The sequence below is a fragment of the Mucilaginibacter kameinonensis genome (assembly GCF_003675385.1).
Taxonomy (GTDB): Bacteria; Bacteroidota; Bacteroidia; order Sphingobacteriales; family Sphingobacteriaceae; genus Mucilaginibacter; species Mucilaginibacter kameinonensis.
On sequence record NZ_RCWZ01000002.1, the window covers coordinates 1349991 to 1372806 of the forward strand.

General features: G+C 40.8%; 20 protein-coding genes. All 20 read right to left on the reverse strand.

The annotated features are described in order from the left end of the window. Positions 1 to 12: 12 nt before the first annotated feature. Positions 13 to 1143 (reverse strand): glycosyltransferase family 4 protein, encoded by a 1131-nt coding sequence (locus tag EAH55_RS12600; RefSeq protein WP_121809900.1) that lies wholly within the window; start codon positions 1141 to 1143, stop codon positions 13 to 15. Between the two features lie 80 nt (positions 1144 to 1223). Continuing rightward, positions 1224 to 2300, reverse strand: coding sequence for an NAD-dependent epimerase (locus EAH55_RS12605; RefSeq protein WP_121809901.1), 1077 nt, complete (start codon positions 2298 to 2300; stop codon positions 1224 to 1226). Between the two features lie 200 nt (positions 2301 to 2500). Continuing rightward, positions 2501 to 2935: a hypothetical protein gene (locus EAH55_RS12610; protein WP_112574295.1), complete on the reverse strand. Its 435-nt coding sequence runs from the start codon at positions 2933 to 2935 to the stop codon at positions 2501 to 2503. Between the two features lie 55 nt (positions 2936 to 2990). After that, a complete protein-coding gene (locus EAH55_RS12615; RefSeq protein WP_162996849.1) occupies positions 2991 to 4052 on the reverse strand; it encodes a glycosyltransferase in 1062 nt (353 codons plus the stop codon). A gap of 8 nt (positions 4053 to 4060) precedes the next feature. Then, positions 4061 to 4978, reverse strand: coding sequence for a glucosamine inositolphosphorylceramide transferase family protein (locus tag EAH55_RS12620; RefSeq protein WP_121809903.1), 918 nt, complete (start codon positions 4976 to 4978; stop codon positions 4061 to 4063). Further along, positions 4975 to 5706: a hypothetical protein gene (locus tag EAH55_RS12625; RefSeq protein WP_162996850.1), complete on the reverse strand. Its 732-nt coding sequence runs from the start codon at positions 5704 to 5706 to the stop codon at positions 4975 to 4977. Before EAH55_RS12625 ends, EAH55_RS12620 begins: the two co-directional genes overlap by 4 nt. 14 nt (positions 5707 to 5720) lie before the next feature. Beyond that, positions 5721 to 7562: an asparagine synthase (glutamine-hydrolyzing) gene (gene asnB, locus EAH55_RS12630; RefSeq protein ID WP_121809905.1), complete on the reverse strand. Its 1842-nt coding sequence runs from the start codon at positions 7560 to 7562 to the stop codon at positions 5721 to 5723. A 28-nt stretch (positions 7563 to 7590) separates the two neighbouring features. Further along, entirely contained in the window at positions 7591 to 8652 is a 1062-nt protein-coding gene (locus EAH55_RS12635) for a glycosyltransferase (RefSeq protein ID WP_121809906.1), read from the reverse strand. 26 nt (positions 8653 to 8678) lie between these two features. Then, positions 8679 to 9908 carry an O-antigen ligase family protein gene (locus EAH55_RS12640; RefSeq protein ID WP_121809907.1) on the reverse strand — a complete coding sequence of 410 codons (1230 nt, stop codon included), beginning with the start codon at positions 9906 to 9908 and terminating at the stop codon, positions 8679 to 8681. Positions 9909 to 9920: 12 nt separating this feature from the next. Then, complete coding sequence (locus EAH55_RS12645; protein ID WP_121809908.1) at positions 9921 to 10511, reverse strand: sugar transferase; 591 nt, start codon at positions 10509 to 10511, stop codon at positions 9921 to 9923. 8 nt (positions 10512 to 10519) lie between these two features. After that, positions 10520 to 11764 carry a DegT/DnrJ/EryC1/StrS family aminotransferase gene (locus EAH55_RS12650; RefSeq protein ID WP_121809909.1) on the reverse strand — a complete coding sequence of 415 codons (1245 nt, stop codon included), beginning with the start codon at positions 11762 to 11764 and terminating at the stop codon, positions 10520 to 10522. A gap of 17 nt (positions 11765 to 11781) precedes the next feature. Next, the gene (locus EAH55_RS12655) at positions 11782 to 12549 is read right to left on the reverse strand and encodes a DUF2334 domain-containing protein (RefSeq protein ID WP_121809910.1); all 768 of its coding nucleotides are present in this window, start codon (positions 12547 to 12549) and stop codon (positions 11782 to 11784) included. A 17-nt stretch (positions 12550 to 12566) separates the two neighbouring features. Then, a complete protein-coding gene (locus EAH55_RS12660; RefSeq protein WP_121809911.1) occupies positions 12567 to 13736 on the reverse strand; it encodes a glycosyltransferase family 4 protein in 1170 nt (389 codons plus the stop codon). Between the two features lie 23 nt (positions 13737 to 13759). Then, positions 13760 to 14617, reverse strand: a complete 858-nt coding sequence (locus EAH55_RS12665) for a glycosyltransferase family 2 protein (protein WP_121809912.1) — start codon at positions 14615 to 14617, stop codon at positions 13760 to 13762. Then, the gene (locus EAH55_RS12670; RefSeq protein WP_121809913.1) at positions 14614 to 15789 is read right to left on the reverse strand and encodes a DegT/DnrJ/EryC1/StrS family aminotransferase; all 1176 of its coding nucleotides are present in this window, start codon (positions 15787 to 15789) and stop codon (positions 14614 to 14616) included. The genes EAH55_RS12665 and EAH55_RS12670 overlap by 4 nt, the downstream gene beginning before the upstream one ends. Then, on the reverse strand, positions 15786 to 17225 hold the full coding sequence (locus EAH55_RS12675) for a lipopolysaccharide biosynthesis protein (protein WP_121809914.1): 1440 nt from the start codon (positions 17223 to 17225) through the stop codon (positions 15786 to 15788). The genes EAH55_RS12670 and EAH55_RS12675 overlap by 4 nt, the downstream gene beginning before the upstream one ends. A gap of 5 nt (positions 17226 to 17230) precedes the next feature. After that, positions 17231 to 18529 (reverse strand): Vi polysaccharide biosynthesis UDP-N-acetylglucosamine C-6 dehydrogenase TviB, encoded by a 1299-nt coding sequence (gene tviB / locus EAH55_RS12680; RefSeq protein ID WP_317127569.1) that lies wholly within the window; start codon positions 18527 to 18529, stop codon positions 17231 to 17233. Then, on the reverse strand, positions 18519 to 19079 hold the full coding sequence (locus tag EAH55_RS12685) for a UpxY family transcription antiterminator (RefSeq protein ID WP_112574281.1): 561 nt from the start codon (positions 19077 to 19079) through the stop codon (positions 18519 to 18521). Before EAH55_RS12685 ends, tviB begins: the two co-directional genes overlap by 11 nt. A 626-nt stretch (positions 19080 to 19705) precedes the next feature. Next, positions 19706 to 22018: a GumC family protein gene (locus tag EAH55_RS12690; protein ID WP_121809916.1), complete on the reverse strand. Its 2313-nt coding sequence runs from the start codon at positions 22016 to 22018 to the stop codon at positions 19706 to 19708. A 33-nt stretch (positions 22019 to 22051) separates the two neighbouring features. After that, a complete protein-coding gene (locus EAH55_RS12695) occupies positions 22052 to 22810 on the reverse strand; it encodes a polysaccharide biosynthesis/export family protein (RefSeq protein WP_121809917.1) in 759 nt (252 codons plus the stop codon). Positions 22811 to 22816 lie beyond the last annotated feature (6 nt).

Genomic DNA, 22816 nt, shown 5'->3' on the forward strand with positions numbered 1-22816 from the left:
ATTTCCAGTAAATTAGTTTAACTCCATAATCTGCATCATCCTGGCGTTTACCTTATGCACGTCAAACTTTTCCCTGGCCAATGCCAGTCCGTTAAGTCCGAAACTGCTGATATCCTGATTGTTGGTTATGAAGTGCTCCATTTTGCGTACCAGCTCGGTTGTGTTTTTAACGGGGATTAAAAAGCCGTTGGCATTAGCAGATGTTTCTACCGTTTCCCGGCATCCAACCGAATCGCAGGTTATAATGGCGCGGGCCATAGCCATGGCTTCAAGCAAACAGCGGGGAATGCCCTCGCGGTAATATGATGGCAACACAACAACCGATGAACTACTTAAATACGGCCTTACATCATCAACGGCTCCCAGGTAATCGATCACACTTCTGTGCTTTATCTCTTCAAATAAAGCGGGATGAATGGCATCAACATTGTCATCATAAGGCCCTATAAGTTTGAAGGTTACCTGTGGGTATTTTAAATACACGATTTGTGCGGCTTCAAAATACTCTTGGATCCCTTTAGCGTTGATGAGCCTGGATACCATGATGAAACTTATGTTATTAATATCTGGCTGAGTAGGGGTGTAGTGGTTTAAATCAACCCCCGAGCCGTTAACAACACTGGTTTGATGCTTTGCAGTTATTATTTTGGAATCAAGCAGGGTTTGAACATCATCTTTATTCTGAAATATGACAGACAAGCCCGGCCTGTTTCTGAGACTTAGCTTAAGCAGCGTACGGGTAATTTTGCTTATGGCAGTTGTGTTTCCGGCTACAAAGTTGTAACCCAGGCCCGAAAGCATAGGGGTTATTTTTTGTACGCCGGCCAGTTTTGCCGCAAGTGTTCCGTAAATAACCGGTTTAAGCGTATAAGGAAAAAAAACATCCGGTTTTAACTGTTTAATAAGCCGGTAAAGCCTGTATGCATATTGCAGATCGGACAAAACAGATACGTTACTGCCGTTCAGCTTGTTTTCAAAAATAATGATGTTTAGTAATTCAAGTTTTGCACGTTGATCAGCTGGTATGGTAGGAGTAAAAACATACACTGTATGTTCTTTTCGCATCAGTTCAACTAATTTGCCCCTGAAATCAATAAGCGACTTTGCTGAATCGCAGGCTATCAGCACTTTTTTGCTTGTCATAACAGTATAATAAGCAATGATTGAATTGAGATAAGGTTAATGCTGCTCAAATGACCATGCACTAAACAAAAGCGGCATTTTTAGTGAACAAGAACCGGTTCGGGTTGGATGTTATAGTACATTTTATACCACGCTATAAATCGCTCTACGCCGGTAGGTACAGAAACTTCAGGTTTGTAGCCAAGCATTTCATCTAAATTTGAAACATCGGCACAGGTTTCGGCTACATCGCCATCCTGCATTGGCATTAATGTTTTGATTGCTTTTTTATTTACCTGTTTCTCAATTTCGGTAACAAAGTCAAGCAGGTTTACAGGTGCACCCCTGCCAATGTTGAATACTCTGAATGGAGCAGATGAAGTAGCCGGGTCTGGGTTTTGAGCGTTCCACAGATAATTGCGTTCTGCAGGTTGGTCAATGGTATGAATAATGCCGTTAACGATATCATCTACATAGGTAAAATCGCGCAGCATGTTGCCATTGTTAAATACCTGGATAGGTTTACCTTCCAAAATTGCTTTGGTGAAAATAAACAAAGCCATATCCGGCCGGCCCCATGGCCCGTAAACTGTAAAAAAGCGCAATCCTGTGGTACGAAGGTTAAACAAATGGCTGTAAGTATGCGCCATCATTTCATTAGCTTTTTTGGATGCCGCGTACAGTGAAACCGGATGATCGGCAATTTCATGCTCGCTGAAAGGCATTTTTTTGTTTAAACCATACACACTTGACGAACTTGCGTAAACAAGGTGATCAATGCTGAAATGCCTGCAGCACTCCAGTATGTTCAGGAAGCCTTTGATGTTCGAGTCGATGTAAACCTCAGGGTTGGTAAGGCTATAGCGTACCCCTGCCTGGGCAGCCAGGTTGCAAACCGCGTCAAACTTATGATCCCGAAATTGTTGTTCAAGGTTTTCCTTGTCGGTTATGTCCAGTTTTACGAAAGTGTAATTAGGATAGCTGGTGCTTACAACCGGTTTGTTATAAACAATATCAGATACTTTGATACCGGCATCCTGCAAGCGGGCATGTTTTAGATTTACATCATAGTAATCGTTAATGCTGTCGATACCAACAACGGTATCGCCGCGTTTTAGCAATTTTTGGGTTAAATGATAGCCAATAAACCCCGCTGTGCCGGTGATTAAAATTTTCATAAATGAGTGAAATTAGGTTTAAATGAAGCCTTTTGAGAAAAGGCGGTTGATTACTGGTTAAAGAGAAGCGCGAACGCTTATGCAGGTTTCAGGTAGATGCCTGCATAAAAGAATAAGAAAATAGTAGGTAGATGCAATTAGATTTATCTGAGTAAAAAGTGTACCAAATTGCGAGAGTTTTGAATGTGAGCAGATAAATCTTACTTCATAGAATACGTGTATTTCCTCCCGTTTTTTAGCGGATCGCTATTGTCTGAAGTTGAGAAATACAGGGTGTTGCCCCAGTGACTAAATTGCCCCAGCCCAAAATTGCGGATATCATTGTGGTTAGAATGGGCTGGCCCAAGCTCAACGCCATTTTCAAACAGCCTGAGTTTTGATACGGTTGGCGAGGTATTTGAATCGCCAATTTCGGGCAGATCGTAACCAATTTTGTAACAAAAACCGCTGTCTACCCTTAAGCCTATCAAACTTATTGTTTTGATGGTTTCATCCTGTGGGGCTACATTGGTAGTTGTGGGTGTTGTTGGCATTGGCTGCGCTCCTTTTTTACAGCCGTTCATCGAAGCCACAATAGCTACAATTGTTATTATAGGCAACACAACATTTCGGATGGATTTGATAATTGTTTTCATATTAATTTTATTTAGTTAGTTAAAGTTGTTGCGCTACTTGTATAGGTGGGGGAGGTTATACCAGAGCATTAAGTATTGACTTGATAAAAACTTCGGGGGTACGATCTTCTACATATTGCATTATTAGGTCCTTATTATGCTTTTTAGTGTTTAGGGCAGTGTTAATAGCTGTTGTTAATGAATTGACATTATCGGCTTCGGCAAGGTAAATTCCTGGGATTTCATCGATGCCTCCTGCGCAGTTGGTACTTATCACCACAGGGTTCAGGATCATCATTTGTAATAACACATTCGGGAAACCTTCTTTTATTGATGATACCACACAGGCTTTGGCCTGTTTAAAATAGGGCATCGGGTTAGCTACCCAGCCTTTCAATATAACACGGTCTTTTAACTTTAATTCGCTAATCAGGTTTTCGAGAGCGCCTTGTTCCGGGCCCTCACCCAATATGAATAGTTTCAGATTTGGGCGCGCTGCTTTAATTTCATCAAAAGCCATGATCAGTATGTCAAAGCCTTTTTCGGGGATGAGTCGGCCGGCGGCGCAAATGAATTCGGCTTTTGCATCTGCCGGCGGCAGCGCTGCTTTGGCTTTTATTAAATTTTGTTCAATATCAATCGGGTTTTTCTGAATGATAACCTTGTGCTCATCAATGTACGGAAGGTGCTCAACAAATGTATCCCGCATGCTTCCCGTTTGACATACTACCAGGTTTACACCCGGATAGCCAAACCAGTACGCAACTTTGTAGCTCCATTTTTTTATGCCACTATACCGGGTTAAAACAGATGAACATTCTCTTACTATCAATTTTGATTTTAAATATCCAATCCGCTTTAAAAAACCCAGATAGGCGTTTAAATACGGGTGGGTACTAAAAACAATATGATCTGTACGGTAAGGACTTAAGCTTTTGATCAATCCGGAAAAGCCGCTTAACACGCTACCTGTACTTACATATTCGGCTTGCAGGTCATCAGGTATGCTTAAACCTCCGCTGTCTGCTTTTTTTAAAAATAGCAAACCGGCATTGCTGGCACTGGCCGCTTGTAATAGTATATTTTCGGCTCCGTTTGCCTGATCGGTGATTGAAACAAAAAGTAATTTTGGCTTCATCTCTGACATTAGTTATGCTTACTAAGGTTTTTGATTTTTCTGAACACTTTTTTGAACGGCCCCATGGCGCTAAATACCTTTCGTTTTCCATCAACAACCAACAAACCGTTTTCAAAATTTATGGTGTGCAGGCCTTCATCATAAGGAGCCTGGGGTAGTAATTCAAATGCTGTGTGATATTGGAAATCAGACTCGGTGATGGTGGTTATTTCGTTGATCATTACCGAACCACCATAACACCTTTTAGGGTTTTGGCTTGGCATATAAAGTTTTTGCCCCACAATAAACAGCCGACCGGCAGAACGGCTTACATTTGAAGCTACCCTTATAGGGTTTTGTTTGTGAGCTTTAAATGGGGCATCAAGATTATCTGCATAAAACAAGTATAATACACCATGTTGCCCCGAAACGCTGGTAAAAAGCCAGTATTTGTTGTTATAACGTATGATGGAACTATCAACAAATGCCTGGCCTTCTAACAGCACCCTTATTTTTTCAAATTTATATGGGTTGTTCATATCAATTTGATACAGCGAGACCTGTTTGGCTGTTGCTGTTTCCGGGATGCAATACAGTTGGTCGGAGTCGGTGAACATATAAGGGTATGAGAGGTGAATATCATCTTTCATGATACCATTTACTTTTTTCTTGTTTTTAAAATGCATATCGTCCGTCATCATGATCTCGCCTCGTCCCTTCCAGAAATTAAGCTCCTCGTAATAGAGGTGCACACGGCCATTTATATTTGCAGTAAAAGGATCGGCAGCGTAATCTGCTTTATCTTCTGACAGCCAATTAATTTTACCGTTGAGTTGTTGAGTTAGGATTAGGTTTTCGGGAGATTGTATGATGTAGCCTATATTCCATTTATCATAGCTGAATAATTTATGAATAACAGAATTAAGCTTGGTGAAAAGATCTTTCATAGTCGGAATACTTTTTTTAGAAATGACAGGAGTGTGAGTGATATAGGCAGATAGTCGGTTTCTTGCAGCAGGCTTCCACCAAAACTATCTTTGAATTTGTTTATTTTTAAAAGCTCAGTATCTGAAGTGTTATAGGCATAACCGCCCAGATCATAAATTTTAAATCCCTGTTGTTTAAAAAAACGGATGTCTTCAAGGTGCAGCAAGCGGTTTGCTCTTCCCGTTACAGCCCTCAGCTGGCTGTCGTTTTCATTCCTGAATAATGATGCCGAATGCAGCAGCCTTACCCGTTGAGAGCCATTATCGCGGATGTAGGCGTGCATTACAACGTCCTGATCCTGGTAAACGGCTTTGGTTATAAACACATGAGGTTTGTATTTATAAAAGCTCTTGGTAAGATTTTTTAATCCTTTGGTAACGGCGAAAGCATTGTAAAAATCAATGAACTTTTTAATGCTGGTACCCATCACGGTGGTTACGCCATCTTTTACAGCCCTGCGTATTTCATAATTGGTGTTTTTATCAAAGTTAGCTTCAATGGCAGGTAAGGGCTCATTTATGTTGATAACTTTGGTATAAAAATCTTCCCTGCGATATCCCGGAACTTCTTCATTGCTTTTACTTTGTTTATAATACTTCAAAAAACATCCCCATAAATTGGGTTTCGCGGCAAACCATACAACTGTATAAGGGACTATCCGCATAGCACGGTTGTTAATTTGGATCATAGGGTTAGTAAGTTTTAAGCTACCTGGTAAGTTGATATTGGGTTTGAACTTTGATTTTTTAGCCATTGGGTAAATACAAGCAACTTCCAGATCTGCGTGGCCCTGTTCCATTTGCCGCTCATGTGATCATTTATCATGTCAAATGATTTCTGTACGTTAATGCCCGGGATATTCTTTAGCTCATTTATTGAAAGATTATCCATAACATGATCTTTCAGTTCGTTTTTAAACCAGTGGTTGAGCGGCATGGTGAAGCCCGATTTTGGCCTGTCAAACAGTTGTGCCGGCGCGTACTGGTATAAAATATCTTTCAGGATCCGTTTTTGTACACCATATTTAAATTTATAGCTATCGGGCAGATTTTGGGCAAACGAAACTACCCTGTGATCCATCAGTGGTGCCCTTGCTTCTAATGAAAAGGCCATTGTGCCGCGGTCAACCTTGGTGTTTATATCGCCGTTTAAATAAGTTTTGGTATCAAACGCGGATAGTTTCTGTAGAACACTTGTTGATTTTGACGACCAGATATCCATGAATGGTACCTGCAAGCCAACATTGGGATTTTCAAGCCAGGAGTATTCAAGCCCGCCAAGCATAAGCCCGTAAAGTGATTTTATTTCAGGGTTACAAATACCCAGCGCAATTAATTTATGTCTGTAGTTAGGCGATATACTGATAAAATCTGCCAGCCTTTTACGTACAGCCAGCGGGCATTTAAAAAGCTGGTCAACCATGCTAAACCATTTGTAACGACTATAGCCCAAAAAGCTTTCATCGCCACCATCCCCGCTTAAAACTACGGTAACGTGTTTTTTGGTGTATTTACTTAACAGCAGGGTAGGGATGGCGCTTGAATCGGCAAAAGGTTCATCGTAATACCTACCGAAGCTTTCAATTAGTTCGAGGCCTTCTTCTTTGTTGCATTCGATGGTATGATGATCTGTTTGCAGGTGTGCCGCGATCTTTGCCGCAAATACACTTTCATCAAAGCCTTTTTCCCTGAATTTTATGCAGAAAGTTTTGACGTTTTTAAAGTTTTTAGCGGCAAGTGAAGCAACCAATGAGGAGTCGATACCACCCGAAAGATAAACACCCAGCGGCACATCGGCGTGCATGCGGATGTCAACCGCATTGGTTATTAGCCGGGTTAAGTCGGCCTGGGCTTCCTGGTATGAGCCTTCATAATGTTCGGCGTGCATTAAATCCAGTTCCCAGTATTTTTTAGCTCTAAAAATGCCGGTATTGCAATCGAAAGAGAATGAATGCCCTGCCTCTAATTTTTGAATTTCGTTCCATGCAGATTTAGGCTCAGGTACATAACCCCATATAAAGTATTCATTAATAGCCTGCTCATTAAGGGTAACATTACGGCCTATGCATATTTGCGATGGCTGACTGGCAAATTCAAAGTCGAGGCCGCAATGTGCATAGTAAAATGGTTTTTTACCCAGCCTGTCGCGTGCGCCAAAAAGCTGATGAGTGATGGTATTATAAATAACAAAGGCAAACATGCCATTAAAATGATTAACGCAGTTTTCGCCGTATTCAAGAAAAGCTGCGGTAATTACTTCTGTGTCCGAATCGGTAGTAAACCTATAACCTAACGCGGTTAATTTTACTCTTAAGGCTTTGTAATTGTAGATTTCGCCATTAAATACAATTTTAAGGTGATTGTAGGTAAATGGCTGATCTGAACGGTGATCCAGATCCACAATAGCCAGGCGGTTATGACCTAAAGTAACCAGACCGCTGTGTTCAAACCCGGAATAATCAGGCCCTCTGAAATCTGCCCGAGCTAATTTTTGAAATATGACATCATCGTCATATCTTACAGTTGATCCATAAATGCCGCACATACAAAAGGGGGAATAAGTTAATAGTTAGTTAATTAGCAAGTAATGTTTCGTATGCCAGGCCTATTTTATTAAGCCCAAAGCGTTCACTGATATCCGCCTTGATATTAGGATGTTGCCATGTTTGACTGCAGGCGCGGATAATTTGTTGTTGTAATGTGCGAAGGTCGTTTTGTTCTGCTATAAATCCGTTGAAGCCTTCCCTGATCAGTTCATCAACTCCGCCAACCCTGAAGGTAACAACCGGAACGCCAACAGATAATGCTTCAAGTACTACATTTGGAAAGCCCTCGGTAAAGGAGCTTAAAACCAGTAAATCATGCTTAGATATAACTTCGGCAACGTTTTTGATCTCGCCGATAAAAGTTACACGTTCGTTGAGCCCGGTATTTATTACCTCTTCTTTTAATGTATTCATCAGAGGGCCATCGCCGGCTATAGTTAATACATAATTTTGAGGTAGCGCTTTCATAACCTCCAGCAAACGGAACACCCCTTTTTCTTTGATCAGGCGATTAACCGCTATCAGCCTTTTTAAATCAGATACCTGGGTCTGAGGTTTCAGAACGTTGGTTATAATAACCGGGTTATGGATAACTATGAGCCTGTTTAGGTTGATGTTGTAAAGCCGTGCAACTGATTGCTTCATCTCTTCCGACTGGCAAACTATAGTGTTAAAGCGCACAAACAGAAACCTTGAAAAATAATTGTAAAAGCGGGCTTTAAATCCATAATACTGCCTCATTTGCTGCGGGTTGTTTGATGCCCTGGCTATTAATTGAGGTACTTTTACAAATATCGAAACAAAAGCTACCAGTATATTGATATGATCGGTAGTAGAGAAAACCGCATATGGTTTTTCATCTTTCAGCAGTTTCCGAAGTTTAAAAAATGAGCGTGAAGCTTTTATTGTTTTCAGGTCCAAAAACCTGATGCCTGCTATTTCTTTCGAAAAGCTGCAGATGTTTCCGTTCAAAAGCACTACTACTACTTCATAATCGGGTTTGTTAAAGTATTGGGATAGCAACCAGTAAACGCGCTCGGAACCACCCGCGCCAAGCGAACTGAGGACGAGGAAAATCTTCTTTCTCATTATAAGTTAAAAATTAGGATCAAGTTTTAGGCGATTGCCATTTCCTCCTGCACCAGTTCAGTCTTTTTTATTGGATCTTTTAATTTGTTGAAGTGTAATACAGCGAAATAAATGAATATGGTTGGTCCATCTACACTCATCAGCCATCCGTTGTGCGATAGCGCGTTTAACGAGAGGGCTATGAAAGTGAAAAATATCGCCACATAAATTGCGCTGCTTTTCTTTTTTATGTTTTTAATAGTTTGCCAAAACAAGCGGAGTGTTTTATAATACACCCCCCATAGTATCCCAAGCCCTAAAAATGGGCCAAGCACTGTAATGAACATCAGGTAAGCATTGTGCGATGATAGGCCGAATGTAAAAAGGGGATTACGATAAGTTACCTCGTCCCAGGTTTTGCCGTAAAATATGAGGCCAAAAGGATAGTCGGCATATATTTTAAGGTTTTCCGCTGCCATATCGGCCCGGTTAAAGTCATTGGCTTCTTTAGCCTGATTTTTGGATAAGATGTTGTTTTTCTCATCCATGTTATCCTTTAATACATAAGTATAAAGGCCGAAGCATATAATTACGGTGGCGGCAACCAGGAACACCGCTTTATAACGATAATAAATGAACAAAAACAAGGTAACAGCAGCGCCAAAGCTTATAAATGCCGAGCGGTTCATGCCAAGGTAAATACAAATGATGCCGGCTGCTAAAACTAAAAGCCTTACTATAACATATTGGTTAGTAGTGCATGAAGCAATGAAAGTAAAAGTACTAATTGCTACCACCTGGTACCCGAAGTTAAACTGGGTTACTGCTAAACCAGCGGGACTTTGTTTAACCGGCTCGCCTAATAACATGCTCCTTATAGGATCAATGGTGCTTGCCATACTATGATCTAATATCATGATGACCATAGAGCCTGCCAACAGCATTAAGAACATCAATATAGAAGAATAATAACGTGTTTTATTTGATCCTACAAAGTAGTTAAAGTACAGGGAACAAGGTATGACGGTAAGCTGTATGGCAAAAAAGGTGATATAATTGCTAAGGCCAACTACCTGATACAAAAAAGTTCCTACTAATATAAGTATCAACTCGTTGTAATAGCCAAAATCCAGCAGTGGCTTTTGCACGAAGAATAACAGCATGCAAAAAATTACAGGCGCTGGTATCCTTAAAGTATCTGTCATGAAAATGCCAAAGGCAAGTGTATACAGATAGAAGAACATTAAACTATAAAAGAGCGTTTTTTTAAGCAGCATGATAAAATGATACTATTGAAAAATTCGTTTTATGGTAGATAGTATTATTTTGACATCCATTAAAATGCCCTGGTTGTCAATGTATTCGAGGTTTTTGCTAATCTTTGACGGTACTATCACCCTGATATACATATCTTCAGGATCTTCACTACCAGCCAGGATATCATTTTCGTCGAAGTATTTGATAGATGCCCAATCTGTTACACCCGGTTTAACACTTAATACCCGTAACTGGGCCGGGGTATATAAGTTTACGTATTTGCGTACTTCGGGGCGGGGGCCAACAAAGCTCATGTCGCCTATCAGTACGTTTAGTAATTGTGGCAGCTCGTCAAGCTTATATTTCCTGAGCCAGTAGCCTACGCCGGTAATCCGGTAATCTTTACTGCCTATGGTTAGCAGGCCGGCCCTGTCTGAGTTTACAAACATGGTCCTGAATTTAAACAAGTAAAACTCATTGCCATCTTTACCAACACGGGCTTGTTTATAAAACGCGCTCCCTCTTGAATTAATTTTAATAGCAATGGCTATCAGCAGAAACAGGGGCGACAAAATAATCAGCGCTAAAAGTGAAAAGCTGATATCAAAAAGCCGTTTAAGCATAATGGTATTTATAATTCAACTTTTGCAGGTTCTTTACACACTTCCAAAACAGCATTAACCGAATTGATGACGGTTATAATAATGAAATCTATCTGCTCATCGGTAAGTTGCGGATAAATAGGCAGCGAGATCTCATTGGCATAAAGCGCATATGCTGATGGGTATTGAGAAATCTCATAACCCAGATCTTTAAATAGGGTTAGCATGGGTAGCGGGGTAAAGTGCACGTTGGCCATGATCCCTTCGGCCATGATCATATCTATGATCTGATCGCGCTGAGCTTCTGTTATGCCTTTAATCCGGAGAGCAAACAGGTGATAAGATGATTCCCTTTGCTCATTTTTTAATGCCGGTTCAATAAACCAGTCCATGGCTTTAAAGCTGTCGCAATATATTGCGGCAACACGTTTGCGCATAGGAAGCAGTTTGGCGTCGTAGTTTTTGAGCTGGCCAAGACCTATTGCCGCGCAAATGTCGGGCATATTGATCTTGAGGCCCATAAACAGGATATCGTATTTCCAGCCGCCACCGTTACTTTTGGTAAAGGCATCTTTAGTTTGGCCGTTAAGCGTATAAAGCTTTAAATATTTATACTCGTCGGCTGCGTTGAAATTGGCTGGCAGGTTAATGCAGATACAACCACCTTCTGCGGTAGTAACATTTTTTACCGCATGAAATGAAAATATCGAAACGTCGCTATATTTTGCAGCAGGCAATTCATTTATGGTTGCACCTATAGAGTGTGCCGCGTCTGAAATTAAAAGGATCCTGCCTAAAAGCTGTTGTTTGGGGCTTTCAGGAACAAAGAGTTTTTTAGTTTCCGGCGTGTTGATAATAGTTTTTAGTTGTTCGTAGTCGCAAGGCCAGCCTGCTATATCAACAGCAATAATTGCCTTGGTTTTTGTGGTTATGGCTTTGGCTACGGCTGTTGCTGAAATACAGCATTCATCATCAACATCAACAATAACCGGTGTGGCTCCGCAATGCAATACGCTTAAAGCGGTAGCGCAATAGGTATAAGAAGGAATAATTACTTCATCGCCCGCTTTTACGCCAAACCATTTTAACATTAGTATGGCGCCTGATGTCCAGGAATTCACGCAAATGGCCGCGTCTGAAGCGGTAAGTTGCTTCATATGCTGTTCAAGAGCGGCTACTTTCGGTCCTGTGGTTATCCAGCCGGAAGTAAGGGTATCCATTACCTCGTTTATAACAGCCTGATCAATGTAAGGTGGCGCAAATGAAATTTTCATATCGGGTTTAAATAGGTTTAGTTTCCGGCAGGGATCCGTTCCATAAAAGCGAGTGCTTTTTGAGCATAATCGCGTGCTAATCTTTTATAAATGCAGTATTTTTCAAAAATGGCATTTGCCAGGGTGTAGCTTGAAAAATCCAGATTATCCAGTGATACAAAAAGCTGATGGTTTTTTTCAATAAAAATTTCAAGCTCGTTGAATGTTCGGGCCGAACAGGTTTCAGGATGATAATTGAATGTCCAGGTGTATTTTGTTTTTTGTTCAACCTCTGATAATTGAACAGGCACCCAATTAAAACCAAACCTTACATAAGGCGATCTGAGCAAGCCATCGCTTATTATTTTAATATTGGTGTACTCCTGTAAGGCCAGCAATGTATTACGATCAAAGGTGTGTGCCGGAGCTATAAAAACAGAAGGATGAACGTTTTCGCGTCTGAAGATCTGGGAGGCCTTCCTTATTTTTTCTTTCTGGGTTTCTAAAGGTACACCGGCAAACTCCGACCGGTTGTTCATTTTTAGCAGGCCTGAGTTATGATTGATATAATAATGATCAAAACCGTGCATACCTATCACATAATTTTTATCCTGAAGTTCGCGTACCAGTTGCCAGTAATAGGGGTTGAAATTACCGCAGGCCTGGAGTTTAGGATCCCTGTTGGCAGGTATAACTGCTATAATTGGCTTTATGCCATATCTGTCAAATAAATTAAAAAAACGATCCCATTTGGCGAGATTATTTGTTGGGCACAAATCATCTAAACGAATTAAATATTGTAACATATTTTAATGATAGGGGGTTACAAAGCTGGTTGGCTGCTTGCTATCTGAGCTGTTATAGCCGATGTGGCAGCATGTTTTTTGATCAAGGCTTCCCATTCGCCCAATATTTTATCGGGGTGATTGGTTTGTGATATAATGCGCGCTTTACTGCCGAGTTCATCCCTTAAAACCTGGTCGCTGGCAAGGCGTGCTATGGCATCGCTTAAACCTTTTACAGAGCCATTATTTACCAATATGCCGTTTTCGTTATTCGCAATGATCTCGGCAGGGCCAAAGTTGCAGTCAAAAGCAACAGATGGGCAACCGAAGCTCATGGCTTCAACCAATGCGTTAGGATAGCCTTCATTGCGCGATGGTAGTACATATATTTCGGCCTGGCTGTAATAGTTCTGCAGGTTGTTCCGGCTGCCCGGTAACAGTACCCGGTCTTTCAAGCCAAGTTTAGCAATCTGTTCTACCAGGGTCGCGCGTTCTTCGCCGTCGCCAACAACTATCAGATCAATATCCTCAAGGCCTGTTTTTGCATAAGCATCAATAAGGATATCAAAACCTTTTACATAAGCCAGGCGACCAACGCCTAAAATAAACCTGCGGTTGTGTACTTTTTCATCTGAAGCGGGCTGAAAAATGGTAACCGCATTGGTAATACGATCAATGTTGCTCAGGCTTTTAAAATCCTTGTCTTTAAGCAAGCAATCTTCAACACCTTTAGCGCTTACAACAACTGCTGCCGCCCTTTTATAAAGAAATAAAGCAAGGTGTTTATGCCAATAAGTGAAACTGTTAACACTCCTGTCTGGTGAGGTACGTTCAGAAACAATGTAAGGTACACGGGTTAATGAACAGGTAATACCGGTCCAGATGTTAGCCGATGTAATAAATGATAAAGTACATACCGGCTTTAGGGTTCGTGATAGTTTTATGAGTTTATAAAAAGTTTCTGTTATATGATAAACGCGGTCTACAAATCTGCTCTTCTGCCTATCTGTTAAATAAAATACTTTAACATCGTTGTCGATTTCATATGCCGGAACATCATTGTTTAAAGAAATAAGCACCGACTGAAAGTTGTTTTTATTAAAGTAATTAGCGAGCGATATGATAACTCTTTCTGCCCCGCCACCTTTCAGTGAGGGGATAATGAAAAACAGAACGGGTTTTGATAAGGGGGCGGCTGGTATGTTCATGTTTGTGTTAAATGCGCTGGCAGTTATAGCAGATATTTTAATGTATCGTAAGCTTTACGAAACCGTTTGTTTTGTAATTCAAAAAGCAGATAGCGTTTAATATAAAGCAGTAACAGTTTTTTTTTTGCGATGGCAGAGTAGGTGAAGTTTTTGATGATCAGGTTAAAATCGCTGATCACCATTTCCATACGCACCCTGGTATTTATCATGCTCCAAATGCCACCTTTATGGTTTCGATAGCAACTCATTACTTCAGGTATTACATAAATTTTGCCGCCGGTACGTTGAGTAGCCCATAGTTTAAACATTTTGTCGCCGGCGTGACATTCAAAAAACCAGGGCTTGGAAAATAGCCTTATGGTTTCGGGAGTATTACGGTAAACTACGGTTGCTGTTTTTGTTTCTTCCTGTTTCCCGGCCAACAGATCTGTATAAGTATGTACCAGTGGTTTGGGATTGGGGTGCACATAAAGCGTTTCATTGTTGATATTTATTACCTTATGATAATGGCAGCAGATAACGAAATCGGCGTTGTTTTCTAAAAAGTCTACCTGTTTTTGCAGCTTATACTCGTTTGTCCAGTAGTCATCGCCTTCGCAAAGTGCTATGTATTTTCCCTTACAATGTGTAATACAATTAATTAAATTTCTATGTGGTCCCGAGTTGGTAGGAGTGGAGATGAGCTTGATCCTGCCAGGATAGGTTTCCGAATAAAATTTAATTATTGATTGTGTTTTATCCGATGAGCAATCGTCGCCAATGATGATGTCAAACTTAAAGTTGTTTTTTTGCATCAAAAAGCTCTGGATAGCTTCGGCTATAAAGTTCTCATGGTTGTAAGTAATACAACAGATACTCACCATTACCTCTTCATCAATCATACAGATCCATTTACGTTCACGACTGTCACGTTTATTTCAGATTCAATTTTGTCGGTAACCAGGGAGCCAAAATGTTTCGGCTTAACATTGTTATCGAAATTCTGCGCGCGAAGCAATAGCCTGCAAATGAGATCAAGGTCGGAAAGGGAAAGGGTGTGGTATAACGGCAAACAAACTATTCTTGATGCAATGGAATCGCAAACAGGCATAGGCTGATTTTTTACGTATGGCAATGATGATAGTGAAGGGTAAAAATACCGCCTGCAATAAATTTGGGCCAGTTCAAGCTTTGCCTTGCTTTGGTGCATCAGTGCTTCACTTTCAAAAATAATAGGGAAGTATGCGTAGTTGTAATCCTGCTCATTTTCAAGTTTCTGGAACTGAACGTTCAGGTTGCTCAAACGCTGCAGATATTGCTCATACAAATACTTCCTTTTCTTAAGTATTTCATCAACATGGCGCAGGTTGCACAAGCCCATTGCCGCATGGAATTCGCTGTTTTTTGCGTTGATCCCTTCCTCAGAGAAGGTATCTACTCCTGAATAACCGAAGTTACGCATCAGAGCCATCGTCCTTAACAATTCCGGATCCTGGGTAAACACTGCGCCACCTTCAATGGTGTGGTATAATTTGGTTGAGTGAAAACTGGTTACGCTGATATCGCCATATTCAAACACCGAGCGGTTTTTATAAAAAGTGCCAAAGCAATGTGCCGCATCATATATCACTTTTAAGTTATGCTTATCGGCAATAGCTTGTATAGCTGTAATATCGCAAGGGTTACCAAAAACGTGTGTAGCTAATATTGCTGTAGTTCTTGGAGTAATTGCCGCTTCAATCTTAGATGGATCGATGTTTAGCGTACCCGGATCAATATCCACAAATACCGGCTCACAGCCTTGCCATACAATAGTGCTTGTAGTGGCAACAAATGAAAATGGCGTTGTGATAATTTCCCCGCTTATATTAAGCGCTTTAATAGCCAACTGTAATGCTATTGTACCATTTGTAACAAACAGCATATGGCTTACACCCAGGTATTGCTTTAGTTTTAACTCAAGTGTGTTTACAAGCGGGCCATTGTTGGTGAGCCATTGTCTTTCCCAGATACTTTTTACGTAAGCTCTGAATTCCTTTTCCGAAGGAAGAAATGGTTTGGTTACAGGAATCATCGTTTTAGGATTAATTGGTTAAAGTCTTTAATAGCAGATAGCTTAATTAATAAACTGGCTCCATAGTAAACCGCGGTAAATACTATGAGTAATATGCCAATTTGCATAGTAGGGATGAAAAAATCATTGATCAGGAGCTTATCAAGAAAATAACAGCATAGGCCGATGCCGCCGGCTAATGCTACTGTAGGCAAGATATCCTTTATCTGTTCGGTTACAGGGTAATTAATTAAACGCCCGCTGTAAATGGAATTAATGTAATAGGCAATCACATTAAAAAATAGCTGGAAATACAGCAGCCCATAAATGCCGAAGGGGATAAAGCACAGGATACCGATGACACTTAAAACTTTTTTGACAACTTCTAATTTTAAAAACAACGCGCTTTGCCCCATTACTTTTAGCACATTTAAATTGTATGAGTGCAGCGGGTACATGATGCCTCCTATACACAATAACTGGAAAATCGGAACAGCGGGCAACCATTTGTCTGTTAATAAAATGTGAAATAGTGGTTTGGCAATGATACACAGCATAATGAGCACCGGCGCATTCCAGAACACTACCTGCTGCATGAGTCTTTTATAAACGTTTTTTAACTGTACCGGGTCGTTTGATATCTCCGCGAACATGGGGTAAGTAACCTTATTTATAGCTGCCGATATATTGCTGATGGGCAGCTGGCTTATCGAGTCGGCCCGGCTGTAGTAGCCAAGCTGAGTGGCCGAAAAGAACTTACCGATAATGATCAGGTAGATGTTTTGATAAACAGTATCAATTAGCCCTGATAGCGTCATTTTGTAGCCAAAGTGGATGTGTTTTCTAAAACACGCTTTATCAAATATTAAGGCCGGTCTCCAGTCTGACGTAATCCAGTGTATAGCTGTTGATAAAAAAGAAGTGCATAAACCCATCCAAACAAGGCTCCAAACGCCATATCCCAATTCTGCGAGTATGATACCTAAAATGCCGCCACCAATTGCCGAAGGGATTTGAATGTTGGTTTGTTTTTTAAATTTCAAGTCTTTAACCAGCAGGGTGCTTTGTACTCCAAAAAACGCGTTTATGATTAAAATTAAAGTGTATACGCGCACTACTGAAGTTAACAACGGCTGATGGTAAAAAGCGGCGATAAGCGGTGCCGTTAAAAAGAGCAATAGATAAAGAATACTGCTACCGATAATGTTGAAATAAAATACAGTTGAGTAATCTCGCTGATTGGCATCGGTTGTGCGGATCAGCGATGCTGTTAAGCCACCATCCAAAAGGCTGTTGCCTACTGAAATGAAAAGCGACAGCATAGCCAGCAAACCAAATTGTGATGGTTCCAGGATCCGGGCAAGGAATATGGATATTCCAAAGCTTACTACTTTTGAACTTAGTTGCTGCCACAAGGCCCATACTATGCCTGATACGGCTCTTTGTTTATAGTCCATGATGTTTAAAGCCGGGCGTTAGCAACATTTTCTGGTAAAAATGCTTTCAAATCGTATAGTGCAGCATTTGGTTTGCAAAGCGCTTTCACATCCAGTTCTTTAAACTCTTCGTGGGCAACTGCAAGTAAAACACCATCATAGGTACGGGTTTTTGATTCACCGTTTTCGCAGATGATGCCATACTCTTTTTTAGCATGTTCCGCGTTGGCCCACGGATCATGGATATGCACTTTTACTTTATATTCTCTCAAACGTTTTACTATATCAATTACGCGGGTATTCCTTACGTCAGGGCAGTTTTCTTTAAAGGTGAAGCCAAGTATCAGCACTTCGGCATCGGTTACAGAAGTACCCCGGCAAATCATTTGTTTAATAAACTGATCGGCAACATAAGCGCCCATCGAGTCGTTGATGCGGCGACCGGCCAGGATAATTTCAGGATGATAACCTGCTTCCTGGGCTTTTTGGGCCAGGTAATAAGGGTCAACACCTATGCAGTGGCCGCCTACCAAACCGGGCCTGAAATTCAGGAAGTTCCATTTGGTACCTGCCGCTTCCAATACCTTATGGGTATCTATGCCTAATTTATTAAAGATCATTGCTAATTCGTTAACGAAGGCGATGTTAATATCGCGCTGAGCATTTTCAATTACTTTGGCTGCTTCAGCTACTTTAATAGAATGAGCCTTGAATGTGCCGGCAGTAATAACCGATTGATAAAGTTTGTCGATTGTTTCTGCGGCTTCAGGAGTGGAGCCAGAAGTGATCTTCCTGATTTTTGATACGGTATGCAGCTTATCGCCAGGATTGATCCTTTCAGGTGAGTAACCTGCAAAAAAGTCGACATTAAAGGTTAAGCCCGATACTTTTTCCAGTATAGGCATACACTCATCTTCTGTTACTCCGGGGTATACGGTAGATTCGTAAACTACAATATCATCCTTTTTTAAAACCTTGCCTACCACGCGGCTGGCACTAATTAATGGGGAAAGGTCAGGGCGGTTGTTTTTATCAACCGGGGTGGGCACTGTTACAATGTAAACAGAACATTGCCTTAATTTTTCAACTTCATCGGTAACGTATAACCCGGTAGCGGTTGTGCAAACAGGGGTAATTACCGCGTTTAATTGTTCGGAGTCTATCTCCAGGGTATGGTCGATACCCGATTTGAGCTCATTAATGCGGTTCACATTAATGTCAAAGCCAATGACCTTGTATTTTTTTGCAAATTCAACTGCCAGGGGCAGGCCTACATAACCAAGACCGATGATGCCTAATTTAGGTTGGTAATTCTCAATTTTCATGATTTCCGCTGATGTTATGAACTGATAAGTTTTGGATTGAAACTCGTGTTACTAAGGCGCAATTGATGGTTTCAAAAACCATCAAAACATTTTTGCCCTGAATCTGCAGCACTTTACCCATCTGGTTTACAAGGGCTCCACCTTTTATAGTTACAGTATCGCCAATGCATAAATTCTGGAGGCTTATAATCTCCATATCTTTATAGCGTATAAGGTTCGCCCTGATCTCGTCAATAACATTGTCCCTAACTATGGCAGGTTTGCCCATGTAGTAAACAAAACCTAATACGCCCATGATATAAAGCGCCCGCGACTGCTCATAGGCGTCGACATGAACAAACACATAGGAGCTAAACAGTGGGACGCTGATCTCCTTCTTCCGGTCGGACCATTGGTTTACTACATCCCTCACAGGACAGTAGCATTCGATGCCGCTTTGCTTTAAAAGCTTGTCCACCTTTTTTTCCCATCGGGGCTTGGTGTAAATTACAAGCCATTTTTTTTCACGATAGTTTGTCATGCGATGTGCTACTCTTGATTGGGTTTCCATAAAGTGAATAAAGTTGGATCGGGTACTTAAGGCCTACTATAGCTTCGCCAACTCACTCACATGTGCAGGGGTGATGATATTGTGCAGAGGTATGGTAGTTGAAAATTATTGGCCTGGTTGCTTCAATTATTAGCTGCAAGCCTGGTTGGCTGTGGCTCCGCCAATCCAGTCACATGGTTGGTCGGTTGGTGAAATAATCGAACTAAAGGTTTATAATATTCGCCGGTTTTACCCGGATTGTTTTTTTTGTCGCAGTTGCAACTTGCATTGGCTATGGCTCCGCCAATCCAGTCACATGGTTAGGCGGTTTGTAAAAAATATCGAACTATCGGCTAAAATATTCTCCCATTTTTACCTGATATTTTATTTGTCTCAGCTAAAATTTGCGTCGGCTGCGGCTCCGCCAATCCAGTCACATGGTTAGGCGGTTGGTAAAAAATGGTCGAACTGTCGGTTTATAATATTCCTCCGGTTTTACGCGGATTGCTTCTTCAAAACATCTGCAACTTACGTCGCTTGTGGCTCCGCCAATCCAGTCACATGGAGCCTTGGCATTTAAATAAAAACGGTCAAACTAAATTTGATACAAATTGCATCAGTCTTATGCTATTGTTAAGAGGCCGCTATCAGCTACCATAGGCCGATGCATATCCATAACTGCCGTAGGCGTAAGCCGTGCGGTTTTCTTTTTTCGCATCGTTAAACACTACCATAACATTATTTAGTTTTTTATTGTCGTAAATATCTCTCAGGATACTTAATTGCTCTGTATTGGTATAGTTATATCGTACAATGTAAATGCTCAGTTCTGCATATTTTGCCAGGCTAAAAGCATCGGCAACAGCACCAACCGGCGAAGTATCAAGCACGATATAGTCAAACTCGGTTTTACACCATTTAAAAAGCAGGTCGAGCCTTTTATCTGATAGTAGTTCGGCCGGGTTTATCGTCTTGGTTCCGCTGCCCATCACAAACAGATTTTCAGATTCACTATAAACCTGTACGCAATCGGCCGGAGAATTGGTATTGCCGGTTAAGAAATCGTTTATACCAAGGCTTTGCTCCAGGTTAATATTTTTGAGCAGATCGGGCTTACGTAAATCAAACTCCATGATCAGTACCCGTTTATTGAGCATAGCCAGTGTTAAGCCGAGATTGATACTGAAGAAGGTTTTACCTTCGCCTTTCATAGACGATGTGACAAGTATGGTTTTGTGTTGTGTGCCCTGGTTAAGGAAACCGATATTACTCCTGATATACCTGAACAGTTCTGAAATATTGGTGTTGCTTCCGTTTGATATAACCACCGAGTTTTTGTCTTCGTTGTTGTGGCATAGTTCGCCTAATATTTTTACACCCTGTATATTCAGCAGGCTGGACTGATCTTTAATTTTTACGCTGAGTTTATCTTTCATGAAGATGAAAATACCCGGTGTAAATAAGCCCGCTATGATTGCGAATAGATAGGTGAGCTGCGTTTTAGGAAATTCGGCTGTTGGGTTAGCGGCAGGCTTATCAATCAATTGTGATGACGGAATTGTAGCTGATAACGACAATGCTGTTTCTTCCCTTTTTTGGAGCAGGTATTGGTATAAATTGGTTTTTACACCTTGTTCCCTGCTGCGTTGTAAAAGCCCGCGTTCAATTGACGGAACAGAGCGGATCCGGGAATCATACTGTGCAGAATTATCACTAAGTAATTTATGGCTGATAGCAAACCCTTTCTTAATGTTTTGAAGGTTTTCCAGGATATTAACGCGTAACGCGGATATCTGGTTACTTAGGTTTTGCACAAGCGGGTTCTCAAGATTAGCACTGGTAAGCATACGGTTGCGCTCCAATTGCAAGTCGTTGAAACGGCTAACCAACGTATTTAATGAGGGGTCTTTTAATCCCATGGTGCTGGGTACCGCATTATATTGATTAGCCGAGCTTTTTAAATAAGTTTCAATGGATTTTATTATACCCAACTGCGTGTTTGATTCTTCAATTAACTGGTTATACTCTGCAGATTTTGTAATGTTTACCTGTGTACTTGCATTGATCTCTGCAGCACCATTATGTTGTTTGAAAGTTTCGATATCGCCTTCGGTAAATGACAGGTCGTGTTCAAGATCGTTTAACCTTTTATCGATAAACAATATGGTATTTACCGCAGTAACGTTTTTCTTAACAACATTTTCGGCGTTGTAAGTTGATATGATGTTGTTTAAAATATCGACACCTCTTTCAGGTACGGCATCAACCAGGCTTAACGTTAATGTATTTGATTCTTTAATAACCGGATTAACTTGCAGTAACCCTGCACTATATGACGAGGCCAGATTGGTGAGGTTTTTAAATTGAATTAGTATTGGAGTTTCGCTATCAATGCGTGCCGGGCCTTTTTCTACTTTGAACGAATAATCTTTATGCCTGATCATCTGGTTATAGCTGTAGATCCAGGACTTGTTTTCATCCTTAAGCACAAATTTATCCTGCGTATATGGTTGCAGGTACAGTTTTTTTGCATACCCGATTTTGTTGATCTGGTTTATGGTGACAGTAAAAGGCCGCTCAACTCCATAAAGCTCTTTTGTCGTAAATCCACTTTCGTCAAAAAAAGAAGTTTCCATGTGGAGTTTTGATAGAACCTTGTATATGAGGTCTTTTGACCGTAAAACTTCCATCTCATTGTCAACGGTTTTAGTTTCCTGGAACATATTCAGGTCGCTGAAAGCGGTAGCTTTTAGAATACCGTCGCCCTTTTTATCGTCAGGTATTTGGAGGGTACTTGTTATTTTGTATAGGGGGGTAACATAGTTTAAGTAAGTCCATGCGGCAGCTATGCAGACAACCATACTGATCAGGAATAAATACCAGCCGCTTAAATAAGGCGTAAGATTGTTCCTGAATTTGTTGCCTGGTAGAGGCTCTCTCAAAATAAAATTGTTATCCATATCACCAATGTTAGGTATCACTAAAACTGTATTTTATCTTCTTAAAAGTACTGCTGCCAATACAGCCAGGGCTGATATTGATGCTACTACTATAGGTGCCAGGCGTGTGTTCTGGCTATATTCAACTGCTTTTGATTTATCAGGTTCCACGTAAACAATATCATTTTGTTTAAGGTTGAAATAAGGCGAATCCATTGATTCAACTTTATTAAGGTTAAGGCGGTTCATGGTCTTGTGCCCGTTTTCGGTACGGATCACCAGCACGTTGTCCCTTTTTCCGTAAACTGTCATATCGCCTGCCATTCCTAATGCTTCAAGTAAGTTTACATTTTCATCAGTTATCACAAATGTTGATGGTTTGTTTACCTCGCCAATTACACTTATTTTAAAGTTTAAAAGCTGGATATCAACTACCGGGCTTTTAACAAAGGCCGATAACCTTTTTGCAACTTCGGCCTGGGCCTCTTCAATGGTTTGTCCTTCTATTTTATAGTCGCCTATAAGGGGTAAATTCACGATGCCATTTTCATTTACTTTATATCCGCCGCGGGTTGAGGTATTGCCCGTTGTAGCATTTTTGTTTCCGTTAAAAAGTAAATTTGATTCGGGGTTTAAGCTGTTAACAGTTACATTTATAATGTCTTTCTGATGAATAATTACTGCTCCGCCCATGTTATTATTTACTGCACCTGTGTTAGCCATGTTACTGAAATAAACGAGGTCGCGTTTAGCGGCACACCCGGTCATCAACAGTAAGGCTGCAAGAAAACAGTATGTGTTAAATTTTTTCATCTCAAT

What these genes read in the sequence shown, in the direction of transcription:
- EAH55_RS12600 (WP_121809900.1), bottom strand. Translation starts at nt 1,143, where the DNA reads ATGACAAGCAAAAAAGTGCTGATAGCCTGCGATTCAGCAAAGTCGCTT.
- EAH55_RS12605 (WP_121809901.1), bottom strand. Translation starts at nt 2,300, where the DNA reads ATGAAAATTTTAATCACCGGCACAGCGGGGTTTATTGGCTATCATTTA.
- EAH55_RS12610 (WP_112574295.1), bottom strand. Translation starts at nt 2,935, where the DNA reads ATGAAAACAATTATCAAATCCATCCGAAATGTTGTGTTGCCTATAATA.
- EAH55_RS12615 (WP_162996849.1), bottom strand. Translation starts at nt 4,052, where the DNA reads ATGAAGCCAAAATTACTTTTTGTTTCAATCACCGATCAGGCAAACGGA.
- EAH55_RS12620 (WP_121809903.1), bottom strand. Translation starts at nt 4,978, where the DNA reads ATGAAAGATCTTTTCACCAAGCTTAATTCTGTTATTCATAAATTATTC.
- EAH55_RS12625 (WP_162996850.1), bottom strand. Translation starts at nt 5,706, where the DNA reads ATGATCCAAATTAACAACCGTGCTATGCGGATAGTCCCTTATACAGTT.
- asnB (WP_121809905.1), bottom strand. Translation starts at nt 7,562, where the DNA reads ATGTGCGGCATTTATGGATCAACTGTAAGATATGACGATGATGTCATA.
- EAH55_RS12635 (WP_121809906.1), bottom strand. Translation starts at nt 8,652, where the DNA reads ATGAGAAAGAAGATTTTCCTCGTCCTCAGTTCGCTTGGCGCGGGTGGT.
- EAH55_RS12640 (WP_121809907.1), bottom strand. Translation starts at nt 9,908, where the DNA reads ATGCTGCTTAAAAAAACGCTCTTTTATAGTTTAATGTTCTTCTATCTG.
- EAH55_RS12645 (WP_121809908.1), bottom strand. Translation starts at nt 10,511, where the DNA reads ATGCTTAAACGGCTTTTTGATATCAGCTTTTCACTTTTAGCGCTGATT.
- EAH55_RS12650 (WP_121809909.1), bottom strand. Translation starts at nt 11,764, where the DNA reads ATGAAAATTTCATTTGCGCCACCTTACATTGATCAGGCTGTTATAAAC.
- EAH55_RS12655 (WP_121809910.1), bottom strand. Translation starts at nt 12,549, where the DNA reads ATGTTACAATATTTAATTCGTTTAGATGATTTGTGCCCAACAAATAAT.
- EAH55_RS12660 (WP_121809911.1), bottom strand. Translation starts at nt 13,736, where the DNA reads ATGAACATACCAGCCGCCCCCTTATCAAAACCCGTTCTGTTTTTCATT.
- EAH55_RS12665 (WP_121809912.1), bottom strand. Translation starts at nt 14,617, where the DNA reads ATGATTGATGAAGAGGTAATGGTGAGTATCTGTTGTATTACTTACAAC.
- EAH55_RS12670 (WP_121809913.1), bottom strand. Translation starts at nt 15,789, where the DNA reads ATGATTCCTGTAACCAAACCATTTCTTCCTTCGGAAAAGGAATTCAGA.
- EAH55_RS12675 (WP_121809914.1), bottom strand. Translation starts at nt 17,225, where the DNA reads ATGGACTATAAACAAAGAGCCGTATCAGGCATAGTATGGGCCTTGTGG.
- tviB (WP_317127569.1), bottom strand. Translation starts at nt 18,529, where the DNA reads ATGAAAATTGAGAATTACCAACCTAAATTAGGCATCATCGGTCTTGGT.
- EAH55_RS12685 (WP_112574281.1), bottom strand. Translation starts at nt 19,079, where the DNA reads ATGGAAACCCAATCAAGAGTAGCACATCGCATGACAAACTATCGTGAA.
- EAH55_RS12690 (WP_121809916.1), bottom strand. Translation starts at nt 22,018, where the DNA reads ATGGATAACAATTTTATTTTGAGAGAGCCTCTACCAGGCAACAAATTC.
- EAH55_RS12695 (WP_121809917.1), bottom strand. Translation starts at nt 22,810, where the DNA reads ATGAAAAAATTTAACACATACTGTTTTCTTGCAGCCTTACTGTTGATG.